We start from the raw sequence: 14,028 nt of genomic DNA on the forward strand, positions 1-14,028 counted from the left end.
CATGCATACGCTACAAAAAACACCATTTGCATAAGAAAGAAGGGATTGATGACATGCAGCAGCTCTTTTATCATGACTTTCCATATCGGCCATTCACTGCCGCCTATGAGCATCTTCAAAGCAGCCCTTCATCAAGAGCCTTTATTCGATTATTTCACGCTGCACCAGATCTCAGTGAGCTCGCTGTTTATGTGAACCGGAAGCAGCTGATGAAAACAATGCCTTACAGCCATTTGACCGCTTATATGGAGTGGGATGAGGGAATGTATGAAATAGAAGTGTTCAAACTGGCTACAAATGAAAAAATTCTTCATTCTCGCATTCAATTTAAGAGCGGCGAGGTCTACACACTCTGTATCACAGGTGCTCGTTCAGGATTTGCACTGCTGACTGAGCAGCAGACTACTTTGATCAAACAAGAAGACCTGTCAGCACTTACATTTGTACAGCTGTCTCCGGACCTTCCTTCTATAGATATATATGAACGAGACCAAGGGATCATATCGAAGGAGCTTGATTATGTAAACAGTACCCACATTCATCATTTCTCCCCGAATAAATATCATTTTGAATTGAAAGCCGCCGGCACTCAAAGTATACTGCTTGATATCCCAAAAGTTCATCTGCAAACAAAGCGTGCATACCTGATCCTGCTTCATGGTTTTGCTAACGGAGAACCTGAACTTATGGCAAAGGTGGTCTTGTCTCGGCAACTATAAAAAAGAGCCTTTCCTACAATGGAAAAGGCTCCTTACGAGACATCTTCAGCTTTTTCTTGCTTTTGAAAATCAAAAGCAAGAATCATCGTGCCAAGAAATAATGCACAGTAGGCAATATTTAAGTAAAACTGATCGATATTTTCTGCTTTTAAAGCATTGGCAGCTGTTATACCAAAGTACGCAGCAAATAAAAACGACAGTAAACTAAAATATTGATAGACTCGCTTCATGATAACACTCCTGACTCACACGTTCTATTGCTTTGGATGATAATATGAAAATTCAATTTCATCGTTCTGTAGATCAATTTTGTTTGCTTTCACATACATATCATTCGTCAGCGGCATTTCTGAAAGACGCACTTCAACCGTTTTTTGATCCGGTTTTACATGAACGAACTCTGGCAGCTCATAGAACTGACCCATGTAGCTTAAAACAAAACTAATCGGAATGCTCAATTGTCCAATTGAAAAGTCATCCACTTTCAAAAGCACATCACCATTATCTTCAACAGTTGGCGTAAATGAGACGTTTGCATCAATCGTTGAAGAGAAAGCTTTAATTGCGCCTGTTACTTTCACATCTTGATCGATCGCTACATGAAAGTCTGGCATATCATTTGATCCTTGATTTTTTAAATAATCATTCACAAAGCTGGTGAGCGATTCTTTTGAGCTGGATATATTAAAAGCATATTCGCTTTTCACTTCTTTGGTTGAAGCGGATTGACCGCCTGGCAGCAGCATTAAAATACCGCAGGCAATCACAATCAATAGATTGATTGCAAGTAAAATAAAAAATAAGCTTTTCCATTTTTTCATCTATTTCACCCTATTCCTTCGGCAGTCCTTCTTTTTTCACTTCGGAGAATAAACGATTTGCCATAAGAGAGTACCCCTTTTGGTTTGGGTGGAAATCATCTTCTGCCAGTAATTTTTCATCAGAACCTTCTTCAAATAAATCTGCTACATTGACCATATCCGCATTGCCGTCTTTTTTGAGTTCCTTTTTGGCAGCGGCATTCCAGTCTTGAACGACTTCATCAATATCTCGCAGCTCAGACAAACTGAATTTAAAAGGATTGTACATGCTGACATACATGATTTTCGCATGATCATTCTGTTCTCTCAGTTGAGCAAGAATGGTTTTAAAGCGCTCTTCAAAAGGACCCTGCTCTTTTTGAAAAGGAGCAAACGTCAAATTAAGCACATTTTGACGGACAACATGCATGAGATCATTCCCGCCGATCGTAAAGAAAATATAGTCAGCGTCTTTCAGTCCGTCCTGCACCTTTTTTTCTTTTAATCTTTTTAATAAATCTACTGTTCTACTGCCTTTAATGGCATAGTTTTTTAATGTGACAGAACTCACGCCGTCCACTGCTTCTATCTTGTCACGGGTCATGCCTGCATAGCCTTTTTTATCTTGATCTCCGATTCCTTCTGTTAAGGAATCTCCAACCGCTGCGATGGTAATATGTTCTTTTATTTTTGGTGTGTCTTCTAGTTTATCCTTTATGCCAGCCTCTTGCGCGGAACATGCAGAAAGAACAAAAGCTAGAGACATCACAATCAAAATCAAACGAGCCTTCAAACGATGATGTCCCTCCTTTTTCTGATTAAAAAAGTGTATCATGTTTTCGCCCATTTGAACATCCTTATGCTAGCTTCGGTTCAGCGTTTTGATGTCCTTGATGATGTCATCATATGGTGTGTTTTGCACCCCATCATAGTTTTTCATCACTTTCCCATCTTGATTGACAAGAAAAAACAGGGACTGATGAATCACTTGGTCTTCATCTTCAGGTTTTTTGACAATGGTTTTAAAGCTTTTCATTGCGAATTTTTCAATTTCTGACTGTGAATACCCAGTGAGAAAATCCCAATTTTTAAAGGACAATGGATAGGCTTTTGCAAACTTCTTTAGCTTTTTCGGTGAATCGACCTCTGGGTCCACGCTAAAGGAAATGATATGCGCATCCAACTTGTCTTCTTTTAACCGTTTTTGCAGCTCTGTCATATGAGCGGTCATCGGCGGACAGATCGTTTCACAGCTTGTGAAAATAAAATCTGCTACCCATACTTTCCCCTTCAAATCATCCAATGACACCTTTTGACCATCTTGGTTTTCAAACTCAAACGGTTCTATTTGATAATTTAACGCATCCTTGATTTGTCCATTTGAACATGAGACTAAAAGAAGCACGCTTATCATCATAAGCGCACCAAGTAAGGCTCCCCTTTTTCTATACATGATATGTCCATCCCCTTTTTCTATCAATCGGTATAAAAAGTAAAGCCTATTGCGCCCTTTCCAGTATGACACGAAATAATCGGTGTTGTGTAGGCGATGTCAATCAGTGCTTCAGGTGTGTGATCAAGCAGCGCTTTTTTTAGCTTTTCAGCGAGTTCTAATGCATCTGCGTGTGCTATCCCAATGGCTTGAACTGTTTTTCCCTTCACCGCCTGTACATACTGTTTTGTCAGATGGCGGACAAGCGCAGAGTAGCTTCTCACATTCGCTTCTGGCGTATATACCCCGTCTGTTAAGCTGGCAATTGGTTTGATGTGAAGAAGTGAGCCGATGAGCGCCTTTCCTCTTCCAATTCTGCCGCCTTTGACAAGATTTTCTAATGTATCGATCGTGACATATAGCTTTGTTTGATGACGGATTTTATCTAATTCTGTGATAATCTCTTCACGGCTTGCACCCTTTTTGGCTAGTTCTGCTGCTTTGATGACTTGAAATCCTAATCCATAGGAAATAAAATTCGAATCAATCACCGTGATATTTCCATCCACCATTTTCGAAGCGCTTTCAGCAGTTTGAACAGTACCACTCATTCCACCAGTTAAATGGATACTGATCACTTCGCTTCCATCTGCCGTCAGCTTTTCATATAATTCGACGAATTGACCGATCGCAGGTTGAGACGTTTTCGGCAGTTCCTCAGCGGCCTCCATTTTTTCAATAAATTCATCTGGCTGTATATTCACTCGGTCAATATAATCAACTCCAGAAATGGAGATATTGAGCGGAATCACGTGAATGGAAAGATCATTGATTTTTTCTTGCGGAAGGTCCACAGTTGAATCTGTTACAATTTTAATTTGTTTCACTATCGTCTCATCCTTGCTGTCTTAGTCTTTACTTATGATATTACCTTATTTCCTGCACACTTGAAAACAACTGACCTAACGTTTTTGAAATTGTCACATTTTCTTCTTGTCACGAAAAAAATCCTTGCCAAACTGAGCAGCAGCCGTTTCAAAATGGCTACTTACCCCCTTTGACAAAGATTCCTGCTTACGCATTGTGTTTCAGTGTAGGCTCCTGATAGATCTGTTCATATGTGCTCCACTTGACGTTACGTTTCACATCCTCTCTGAAAGAGTACACAGCTCTCTTTCCTTTAGATACATAGACTTTTTTCAAGAAAGCTTCAAGTCTAAAGGTGAGCATGAAACGATACGTCTCATCTCCCTTTAGAACAGGGACTTCTGTTACCTTGATCTGAGCTCCATCCATCCGTCTAAAACATATTGTTTTGAGCAGCACAAACGATCAATCCTCTTTTCCAATTATCTGTTAAGCCTAAATAAATAGGTGGAATAAATCTTGATCTTTATTCACTTCAACATAGTGGAAGCCTTTTTTATCCATCCGCTCAATCAGCGCGGCATAGTCATCTCTTTCTTTCAATTCGATGCCAACTAGCGCAGGACCTTTGCTTCGATTATTCTTTTTCGTATATTCAAAGCGTGAGATATCGTCATTTGGTCCTAACACTTCATCTAAAAATTCTCGAAGTGCTCCTGCTCTTTGCGGAAAATTGACAATAAAGTAATGTTGAAGCCCTTCATAGATCATCGAGCGTTCTTTGATTTCCTGCATTCTGCCGATGTCATTATTTCCTCCACTGACAATGCAGACAACATTTTTGCCTTTAATCTCCTCGCGATGGGCATCTAATGCTGCGATCGGCAATGCGCCTGCCGGTTCTGCTACAATCGCACATTGATTATACAGCTCCAAAATTGTTGTACATACTTTCCCTTCTGGTACTAGACTGATTTTATCGACAACAGACTGAAGCGATGTAAACGTCTTTTCGCCAATCCGCTGAACCGCTGCTCCGTCCACAAACTTATCAATCGAATCAAGTGTCACAACCTCGCCCTTCTCATGTGACGCATGCAGTGAAGCTGCGCCAAGCGGTTCGACTGCAATGATTTCGGTTTCTGGTGAGATATTTTTGATATATGTACCAACACCAGATAACAGACCTCCACCTCCGACACTTGCAAATAAAAAGTGAGGCTCCACTTCGATATCATTTAATATTTCGACAGCAGTCGTTCCTTGTCCTGCCATCACATCCAAATCATCAAACGGATGGATAAATTCGCGCTTTTCTTCATCTCCGCATTTTACGGCTTCATGATACGAATCATCAAACGTATCTCCGGTTAAGATAATTTCAACATATTCTTTTCCGAACAGCTCCACTTGTGATACTTTTTGCCTTGGCGTCGTAGCAGGCATAAAAATTTTCCCGTGGATGCCTAAATATTTACAAGAATAGGCAACACCCTGCGCGTGATTTCCAGCACTTGCACAGACAATGCCATTTTCTAGTTTATCTTTTGGAAGCTGGCTCATTTTATTAAAAGCGCCTCTTAATTTAAAGGAACGAACTACTTGAAGATCCTCTCTTTTTAAGTAGACATTACATTCATATCGTTCAGAAAGTCGCTCATTTTTTTGAAGTGGTGTATGAATGACTACATCCTTCAAATTTTGATGGGCTTTTAAGATGTCTTTCACTTGAATTAGCGTATTTTCTTTGAGCAACGGTTTCATGTACAAGATCCTTTCTCTTTAACCTTATTTAATTTGTCATTATAACATGAATATTCAAAAAATAAACCAATAGATCATGTATCCATCATAAATTTTAAAAACTTTTTCGTTTTCCTGTACATTTGTTTTAATTGGGTGTTACAATTGAACCAATTAGAACCACAAAGAAAGGAATCACCCTATGGCTACACATTCGTTCACGTCTATATATGGAGATCATCAAGACATCAAGCATGCAATTCATCTGGCAAAACAATTCTCGAAAAACGAGCAGCCGGTCTTGATAACAGGAGACACCGGCACTGGCAAAACACTATTTGCCCAAGAAATGGCGAACGCATCTATTCCACACGCAGCAATGACACACATGTATTGCCCCATCTTGAATGAAGAAATCTTACAGAAAGCCTTCACAGAAAAAAACAATCAAATTCTTTATTTAGATGAGGTCGCCGTATTAAGTATTCCTATGCAGCACAAGGTCATTCACTTTCTAGAAACGTCTGCAACAAAAGTTATCGCTTCTTCGTCTTTATCAATAGAGGCACTCAGGGTTTCTTCTACCTTTTTACCCGAGCTGTTTTATCGTCTGAATGTTCTTCATTTGGCTCTTCCGGCTTTAGCTGAACGAAAAACAGACATTCCTGTGTTAACAAATGCTTTCTTTCAAGAGCTGAACATGGCTCCTGACATTGATCCAAGCGTTTGGGAAGCCTTGCAGCAGTATCCATTTGAAGGAAATGTGCAAGAGCTCAAAAATATCGTTCATTACGCTGCGTCCATACTCGAGGGCCACACGGTATTTTTACATCATTTACCTCCCTTTGTATTAGCACCTCTTCCCTCAGCCGTGAAAGGTAAAAAGGAAGAACACCAGCTTACACTAATGGAAAAACAAGAGTTTGTTTTCTTGCTGGAAGCCATTAAATCTCTTAATGAAAAAGGAGAAGCGGCCAGCAGACGCATCTTATCTGAATTAAGCAAACAAGGAGACATTCCGCTCACCCCTCAGCAGGTGAGAAACCGCTTAGATGATCTTGAGAAAAAAGCATACGTGACGAAAGGAAAAGGCAGGGCCGGAACGAAAATTACACTTGAAGGTCTTTCATTCCTGAAGTCGCTTGATGGTTATATACCTGTTCAATAAAAGGAGGACATCCATTGTTTACTGTAAAAGAAGAAATTGCAAACGCCATTACACATGGCATTGGTGTTATTTTATCCATACCAGCTATTGTGTTTCTCGTCTTATTCGCTGTTCAATACGGCACCGTCACAGACATTATCAGCTTTTCGATATTTGGTGCATCCATGCTGCTGCTCTATTTAAGTTCAACCTTGCTTCATAGCATTCGGCACAAAAAAACAAAAGATATTTTTGAAATCCTCGACCACTCGGCTATTTATGTATTGATTGCTGGTACATATACACCCTTTTTACTTGGACCACTAAAAGGTGCACTCGGCTATACGCTTCTTGCGATTGTATGGGCGCTTGCTGCTGGTGGGATTGTCTTTAAAATCTTTTTCGTCAAACGTTTTATTATCGTATCTACTCTCGTCTATTTATTAATGGGCTGGATGATTATCATTGCCATCAAACCGCTTTATATCCAATTAACAGGTGCAGGATTTGGACTCTTACTGTTAGGCGGCATATTATATTCAGTCGGAACCATCTTTTATATTTGGCGGAAAATCCCCTATCACCATGCGATTTGGCACAGCTTTGTTCTCGGCGGCAGTGCATCGATGTTCTTCTGTATTTTATTCTATTGCGTAAACATTCCTGCTGCATGAAAAAAACCAGCATCCACTATCCGGGTGCTGGTTTTTTCTATGCACGTTTTTGTGCGTAATCACTGATCATGACAGGTGCTTTAATATGAATATCGACATTGACAGGACGCAGTCTTTTCACGATCTTCCCAGTTAAAAGACGATCCGTTCCGCTCGTTTGAATCGGTACAAGCGGACAATCGAATTCTGCAGCAAGTGCCTCTGCAATATGACGATACTCTTCTGAAAGCAGTAGACTCTGCCCAGACATGATTCTTTCCTTTGCTTCTTCTAATAAGACCTCATCCGTTTGATTCTGATGAATGACCGCCATTTTTTTAAGCCATTGTTTTAAAATCGGATACCGAAAGAGCTTCGGCTTTGCCATGAAAGCAAATGGCTGCTCAAGGTGGCCAGTCAATAATGTCGTCGTGACTGGATTCAGCTCTTTTGTGACATAGATAACCGGACCATCTGGTAGCTTCTTTTGCTGATGAATGGTCATGACTGATCCTGATTGATCAATACATCCCCGGGCAAACCTTTTTGCATGCTCATGAATGAGATGCATTCGTTTCGTATAAGAAATGCGTGGATCTGTTAATTCATGATCGTACAAATGCCTCATACTTTTTAAAAAGGATACAACAACATAAATCGTTAAAAACCAATAACGAAACAACCGGACTCCTCCTACTCACTTATCCTTTTTTGTCATAGACGACAAATTCATAATTGTAGGGGTTCTTTTCGTCACGATGGCCTTTTTCGCGTGATACAATCGTCCATTCATCTTCATTGTAATACGGGAAATAGCGGTCTCCTTCAAACGCATGGTGAATGTGCGTGATATAGAGACGATCCGCATATGGCATCATTTCTTCATACAGCTTAGACCCGCCAATGATAAATAACTCTGTCTCGTGTTCCCCAATTGCCAAAATGTCAGCAATTGAATGAACAACCTCGCATCCTTCAGCTTTAAAAGAAGAACTTGTGGTCAGCACAATATTTCGGCGGTTAGGCAGCGCTCGTCCAATGGATTCAAAGGTTTTTCTGCCCATGACAATCGTATGACCGCCTGTGACTTTTTTAAAATACGCTAAATCTGCTGGTAAATGCCAAGGCATTTGATTATCTTGACCAATGACTCTATCTTCTCCTGTCGCCGCAATCATGGAAATCATACACTGACTTCTCCTTTAATATGCGGATGCGGATCATAGTTCTCAAGCACAAAATCATCAAAGGTAAAATCAAAAATGCTTTTTACATCTCTTGTAATACGAAGCGTAGGAAGCGTGCGTTCCTCGCGCTCTAGCTGCATTTTCACCTGTGGAAGATGATTTTGGTAAATATGAGCATCTCCGAGTGTATGAATAAACTCTCCTGGCTCAAGATTTGTGACTTTGGCAATCATCATCGTTAGAAGAGCATATGAAGCGATATTAAATGGCACGCCTAAAAAGATATCTGCCGATCTTTGATATAGCTGGCAGGAAAGCTTCCCGTTTGATACGTAAAATTGAAACAGACAATGACAAGGAGGCAGCGCCATTTGATCAATTTCCCCCGGGTTCCAAGCACTGACGATCAGTCGTCTTGAATTCGGGTTGTGCTCAATATCATGAATCAGCTTTGCGATCTGATCCACTGTCTCGCCGTCTCCGCTCGCCCATGATCTCCACTGTGCACCGTACACACGGCCCAGCTCTCCATTTTCATCTGCCCATTCGTTCCAAATCCGGACACCATTTTCTTGAAGATATTTGACATTTGTATCACCTTTTAAAAACCAAAGCAACTCATGAATGATTGATTTCAGGTGTAATTTCTTTGTGGTTAAAAGAGGAAACCCTTCCTGTAAATCAAATCTCATCTGGTAACCGAACGTGCTGATTGTACCTGTACCCGTTCTGTCACCTTTTTCATCCCCGTGCTGTAATACATGACGGCATAACTCTTTGTATTGTTTCATTTTTTTCATCCTTTATTTATGTTCTTGTTGTAGTTTACCTTATTTCAGCTTTTCTTGAAACCAAAAAAACATGCCTGCATGATGAGCAGACATGTTTTTCTTTTTATGCTTGATTCACTCGTTCCTGCTCTTCATCCTTAATATCTTGGTGTGAGTGAGCAATGCGGCTTGCAGCTGCTGCGGCAAGTGCAGCGACTAGGTCATCAAGGAAAGTATGCACTTCCCCTGGACGGCCTTCATCTAATTCACGAATAATACCAAATTTCTCTTTATCTAAATAACCGAAGTTGGTCAAACCGATTGATCCATATACATTGACAATGGAAAGCGGAATAATCTCATCAATTCCATATAGCGGCTCATCTGTTTCAACTAAGTGCTGTAAAGGTTCTGGCAAAAGCTTTTTTTCTGCCAGCTGATCAAGGGCAAGTCCTGTTAAAACTGCATGGACAATTTCTCTTTTATTCAGCACTTTTTCAACATTTTCAATACAGACACTAAGTGGAAGGTTTGGATGATATTTTTCTTGGAGCTTCAGCACAATGTGTGCGATATCTTCAATTTTCACTCCGCGATCGTTTAACATTTGTTTTGTAATCTGCACCATTTCGTTCATTGTATATTTTTTCAATTGGCATGACATCTCCTTCTAGTGGCTCATCCAGCTCGGCGGGGTGTTTTTGTCCCAGTAAATATTACCGAGTTCATGATGCGTCTGGAATCCATCTTCTGCTGTATGGTAATGAAAGTTAAACCAATATCCGCTGTGAGGCGGCTGATCTCTTCTGACATGAAAACGGAGCAAATCTTCTCCGGTCTTGCGGTTGTAAATGTGGAAGATTTTTTCGCCATTTCCGCTTGAAGGCTGATCAGTTATCACAACATCTTGAAATTTTTCGTCATCTTTGAAATTTGTTAAATAGTCGGTTAACACTTGTTCAATCTTCGGCTGAATCTCTTCTCTGTACTCGTCCTCAATGACAGGTGTGATTTTACGGCCAAATTTGAGAAAGGATTGATTTTCTGCACTTGACAGCACCTCTTGCTTATATTGCTCAAAGGGGTCTATCTGCTCTTTGCTTTCCTCTTGCGTTAGTTCCCAGCTGCGCAATTCATCTGATGTATCATAAACAGCTGTATAAGGCGTTTGATCAGATGAAGAAAGTTCAGAGGGCTTGTCTGTCATCAAAGCCGACGGAGGAGAGACTAAACCAAAAGTTGCAATCGTAAAGAGCGCAACAAGCGTTTTTCTCATCCACATCTTCATGATATCTAATTCCTTCCATAAGTTATCATACTGCTATTTTAGCATATAATGAATTTTCAGTCATTCAATTTGGTCACCGATTTGAGACTTTCTTTTTTATAATAAAACGTTTACAATGGCAGTAAAGGCGACTAAAATTTGGGAGGAATGGGTATGCTTGAAGGGTTTTTTATTACGGCTTCCTTGCTGACATTATTTTATTTTGTCTATATGGAGATTACAGATTAAAAGCCCTGAATAAGGGCTTTTTTAGATGATTGACAAGGAATTAAAAAGAATTGTCTGCACACCTGAACCTTTAGCGAGGGCTTTTTTCTTTCTCAATATATCCATAATGAAATTGGGCGGTTTTTCGTTTTAAAACGTGAAATTGATAGGAGTCTGCTAGAAATCGGGTACTTTTCCAATGATCTTTTAAAACCACTCTTTTTCTCGCCACTCTCAGTGCTTCTTGGACGGCTGTTTCGTGGTCAAAGTGGTGCTCTGCCGCATGACGGAGCGGTGCGATACTTGCAGATTCTTGAATCGTCTCCTCAAACATCGGGTCAAAATAGACGACATCAAATGATTCATCAGAGAGCTTTTTTAGCTGCTCGATACTGTCTCCACTTACAACAGATATCCGCTTCATCGCTTCATCGGCCTCTCTTACCCCTGTCTCCCATGTGTTTAATCCTTCTCGGACTAACAATGCTGTCATGGGATTCTTTTCGATACCGACGACCCTTCCATCCGTACCTACTCGCAGGCTTGCTGTAATGGCATCTGATCCTAAGCCAAGCGTACAATCTAAAAAGGAATCGCCCGGCTGAAGCTGCGTGGCTTCGATTAAAGGATCCTTTTCTCCGCGCATGAGCCGCTTCACCCTGAACATCGCTGAGCTTGGATGGAAGAAGAACTTTTCACCATTTGGCTGATACCATTCGAATCTTTCTTTCCCCACAACAAGGACGTCTCCTCGTTTCATCGCAAGCTGCTTGACGGATTGTTTGCGCCTTTCTACATACTCACCATGTAAATCCTCTGCAAGGGCTTTTGCTGTTTCAATTGTTTGTTCATTTGCTCTAAAGCTTGTTGTGATAAGCATGCGGTTCCTCCATCATGATCAAGAAAAAATGCCCTGATTTGATCACAGGACATTTCAACATGTGTATTAGCAATGTTTTTCGAATGCAGATAAGACGTTGTTCATGATGTCTTCCATTTCATGACCTTCAATTTCGTCACGCGGAATAAAATGAACGAGTTCATTTCCTTTTAAAAGTGCCATAGATGGAGACGATGGCTCTTCGCCTGTGAAGTATTCTCTCATTTTTGCCGTTGCTTCCCTGTCCTGACCAGCAAAAACTGTGACAATTCGATCTGGTGTTTTTTCTGCCTTCATCACAGCTTGTGTAGCAGCTGGGCGTGCTAAGCCGGCAGCGCACCCGCATACAGAATTGACAACGACAAATGTCGTTCCTTCTGCTTCTTGCATCGTTTGTTCTACTTCTTCTTCCGTTGTTAGTTCTTGAAATCCTGCACTTGTCAGCTCTTGACGCATCGGTACAACGAGCTGGCGCATGTATTCTTCATATGCCATTGACATAAAAAAGCCCCCTCTATAATCCTTATGTTGTGAATAAAGGATACTATAGAGAGAGCCAATTTTCAAATGTTCGATATCAGATTAAATTTTCATGATTCCGCCTGTATTGGCTGATGTCACAAGTTTTGAATATCTAGCAAGATAACCCGTTTTTACTTTTGGCTCAAAGCCTTTCCAGTTTGCTTTTCTTCTTTCCCATTCTTCCTCTGGAACATCTACGCTTAAAATGCGCTGCTCGATATCGACAACGACATGGTCACCATTTTCAACAAAGGCAAGCGGGCCGCCCTCAGCTGCCTCTGGAGAGACGTGTCCAATAGACAATCCGCGAGAAGCGCCGGAAAAACGTCCGTCTGTAATTAAAGCAACCTTTGGTCCAAGACCCATGCCGACGATTTGTGAAGTAGGTGCAAGCATTTCAGGCATGCCAGGTCCGCCTTTAGGTCCTTCGTAGCGAATGATGACAACATGTCCTGCTTCTACTTTTCTATTAATGATACCTTCAAGGGCTTCTTCCTGGGATTCAAATACGATCGCAGGCCCCTCGTGGCGTGTGATCCCGTCTTGTACCCCGCCCGTTTTAATGATGGCTCCATCTGGCGCAAGGTTTCCAAATAAAACGGCTAAGCCGCCTTTTTCAGTAAATGGCTTGTCAATTGGATAAATGACGTTATAATCTTTTACCTCATGCCCCGCAATGTTCTCGCCAAGCGTTTTCGCAGTGACGGTCATTGTATCTAAATGAAGAGCTCCTTCTTTTTTAGACAATTCATTTAGTGCCGCTGTAACGCCGCCTGCTTCATGTAAATCCTCAATATAAACGTCTGAAGCTGGAGCAAGTTTCGATAAATGAGGCACACGTTCTGCTACCTCATTGATACGTTCAAGTGAATATTCAACACCTGCTTCATTCGCAATTGCCAATGTGTGAAGAACGGTATTGGTTGAACCACCAAGTGCCATATCTAATGCAAATGCATTATCAATTGCTTTTTCAGTGACAATATCCCGTGGTTTAATATCTTTTTTGATGAGCTCCATGAGTTGTTTTGCAGACTTCTTCGCAAATTCTCTTCGCTCTGGTGATGTCGCCAAAATCGTTCCATTTCCAGGAAGAGCAATCCCGAGTGCTTCCGCTAAACAGTTCATTGAGTTAGCTGTAAACATACCTGAACAAGATCCGCAGGTTGGACAGCCAAACTGCTCTAATTCATTTAATTCCTCTTCATTGATTTTACCTGACTGGTATGCACCAACGCCTTCAAACACAGAAGAAAGAGAAATTTTTCTGCCATCACTTGTTCTACCCGCTTCCATCGGTCCCCCGCTCACAAAGACAGTCGGGATATTCACGCGCATCGCTGCCATCATCATTCCTGGTGTGATTTTATCGCAGTTAGGAATACAAACCATTCCATCAAACCAATGAGCAGATACGACGGTTTCCACAGAGTCAGCAATGATTTCACGGCTTGGCAATGAATATCTCATCCCGATATGACCCATGGCAATTCCATCATCGACGCCAATCGTATTGAATTCAAATGGCACTCCGCCAGCTTCACGAATGGCTTCTTTCACAATCTTCCCGAATTCCTGAAGATGGACATGTCCTGGGACAATATCAATATAGGAATTACATACGGCAATAAATGGCTTGCCGAAATCCTCATCCTTTACCCCCGCCGCTCTTAGTAAGCTTCGGTGAGGTGCTCTGTCGATTCCCTGTTTAATCATATTACTGCGTAGTTCTGCCATCTGTTTAAAAAGCCTCCTATACTACAAGTCTTGTTGACTGCATGATTTTGAGTTGATTTTATTTTACAAATTTTCT

Annotated in this window: 18 protein-coding genes; 3 read left to right on the forward strand and 15 right to left on the reverse strand. The window is 41.1% G+C overall.

The window, feature by feature from the left end:
* Positions 1-53 precede the first annotated feature (53 nt).
* The gene (locus tag AWT60_RS11380) at positions 54-719 is read left to right on the forward strand and encodes a DUF4397 domain-containing protein (RefSeq protein ID WP_218677282.1); all 666 of its coding nucleotides are present in this window, start codon (positions 54-56) and stop codon (positions 717-719) included.
* 32 nt (positions 720-751) lie between these two features.
* Here AWT60_RS11380 and ypmT read toward each other — a convergent pair whose 3' ends face one another.
* The 7 genes from ypmT to ilvA all read right to left on the reverse strand — a co-directional run bounded on the left by ypmT (position 752) and on the right by ilvA (position 5,582).
* Complete coding sequence (gene ypmT / locus AWT60_RS11385) at positions 752-949, reverse strand: protein YpmT (RefSeq protein WP_024422723.1); 198 nt, start codon at positions 947-949, stop codon at positions 752-754.
* Between the two features lie 24 nt (positions 950-973).
* On the reverse strand, positions 974-1,540 hold the full coding sequence (locus tag AWT60_RS11390; RefSeq protein ID WP_041085768.1) for a YpmS family protein: 567 nt from the start codon (positions 1,538-1,540) through the stop codon (positions 974-976).
* 10 nt (positions 1,541-1,550) lie between these two features.
* Positions 1,551-2,312, reverse strand: a complete 762-nt coding sequence (locus AWT60_RS11395) for an SGNH/GDSL hydrolase family protein (RefSeq protein ID WP_041086834.1) — start codon at positions 2,310-2,312, stop codon at positions 1,551-1,553.
* A 69-nt stretch (positions 2,313-2,381) separates the two neighbouring features.
* Complete coding sequence (locus AWT60_RS11400) at positions 2,382-2,972, reverse strand: SCO family protein (protein ID WP_041085770.1); 591 nt, start codon at positions 2,970-2,972, stop codon at positions 2,382-2,384.
* Between the two features lie 23 nt (positions 2,973-2,995).
* Positions 2,996-3,838 carry a DegV family protein gene (locus tag AWT60_RS11405; protein ID WP_075611538.1) on the reverse strand — a complete coding sequence of 281 codons (843 nt, stop codon included), beginning with the start codon at positions 3,836-3,838 and terminating at the stop codon, positions 2,996-2,998.
* 187 nt (positions 3,839-4,025) lie between these two features.
* A complete protein-coding gene (locus AWT60_RS11410) occupies positions 4,026-4,277 on the reverse strand; it encodes a YpmP family protein (RefSeq protein ID WP_024422728.1) in 252 nt (83 codons plus the stop codon).
* 36 nt (positions 4,278-4,313) lie between these two features.
* Positions 4,314-5,582 (reverse strand): threonine ammonia-lyase IlvA, encoded by a 1,269-nt coding sequence (ilvA, locus tag AWT60_RS11415; RefSeq protein ID WP_025093104.1) that lies wholly within the window; start codon positions 5,580-5,582, stop codon positions 4,314-4,316.
* Between the two features lie 181 nt (positions 5,583-5,763).
* Between ilvA and AWT60_RS11420 the strand changes: the two genes are divergently transcribed.
* Together AWT60_RS11420 and trhA are read left to right on the forward strand one after the other, a co-directional pair.
* Positions 5,764-6,729 carry a sigma 54-interacting transcriptional regulator gene (locus AWT60_RS11420; protein WP_041085773.1) on the forward strand — a complete coding sequence of 322 codons (966 nt, stop codon included), beginning with the start codon at positions 5,764-5,766 and terminating at the stop codon, positions 6,727-6,729.
* Positions 6,730-6,743: 14 nt separating this feature from the next.
* On the forward strand, positions 6,744-7,382 hold the full coding sequence (trhA, locus tag AWT60_RS11425; RefSeq protein ID WP_024428144.1) for a PAQR family membrane homeostasis protein TrhA: 639 nt from the start codon (positions 6,744-6,746) through the stop codon (positions 7,380-7,382).
* 37 nt (positions 7,383-7,419) lie between these two features.
* On the opposite strand, the gene AWT60_RS11430 is transcribed toward trhA, so the two are convergent.
* The 8 genes from AWT60_RS11430 to ilvD form a co-directional block, all read right to left on the reverse strand.
* Positions 7,420-8,043 (reverse strand): lysophospholipid acyltransferase family protein, encoded by a 624-nt coding sequence (locus AWT60_RS11430; protein ID WP_075611540.1) that lies wholly within the window; start codon positions 8,041-8,043, stop codon positions 7,420-7,422.
* A gap of 19 nt (positions 8,044-8,062) precedes the next feature.
* Positions 8,063-8,548, reverse strand: a complete 486-nt coding sequence (folA, locus tag AWT60_RS11435) for a type 3 dihydrofolate reductase (protein WP_075623355.1) — start codon at positions 8,546-8,548, stop codon at positions 8,063-8,065.
* Entirely contained in the window at positions 8,545-9,339 is a 795-nt protein-coding gene (locus AWT60_RS11440; protein WP_024422734.1) for a thymidylate synthase, read from the reverse strand. Before AWT60_RS11440 ends, folA begins: the two co-directional genes overlap by 4 nt.
* A gap of 103 nt (positions 9,340-9,442) precedes the next feature.
* The gene (locus tag AWT60_RS11445; RefSeq protein ID WP_024428140.1) at positions 9,443-9,970 is read right to left on the reverse strand and encodes a phosphatidylglycerophosphatase A family protein; all 528 of its coding nucleotides are present in this window, start codon (positions 9,968-9,970) and stop codon (positions 9,443-9,445) included.
* 18 nt (positions 9,971-9,988) lie between these two features.
* A complete protein-coding gene (locus AWT60_RS11450) occupies positions 9,989-10,606 on the reverse strand; it encodes a YpjP family protein (RefSeq protein WP_218677283.1) in 618 nt (205 codons plus the stop codon).
* 298 nt (positions 10,607-10,904) lie between these two features.
* Entirely contained in the window at positions 10,905-11,693 is a 789-nt protein-coding gene (locus tag AWT60_RS11455; RefSeq protein WP_041109546.1) for a class I SAM-dependent methyltransferase, read from the reverse strand.
* Positions 11,694-11,759: 66 nt separating this feature from the next.
* Positions 11,760-12,194, reverse strand: coding sequence for a BrxA/BrxB family bacilliredoxin (locus AWT60_RS11460; RefSeq protein ID WP_024422738.1), 435 nt, complete (start codon positions 12,192-12,194; stop codon positions 11,760-11,762).
* An 81-nt stretch (positions 12,195-12,275) separates the two neighbouring features.
* Positions 12,276-13,952, reverse strand: a complete 1,677-nt coding sequence (gene ilvD / locus AWT60_RS11465) for a dihydroxy-acid dehydratase (protein ID WP_024422739.1) — start codon at positions 13,950-13,952, stop codon at positions 12,276-12,278.
* Positions 13,953-14,028 lie beyond the last annotated feature (76 nt).

It is taken from the genome of Bacillus sp. F2HM, assembly GCF_019266135.1.
GTDB lineage: Bacteria > Bacillota > Bacilli > Bacillales > Bacillaceae > Bacillus > Bacillus safensis.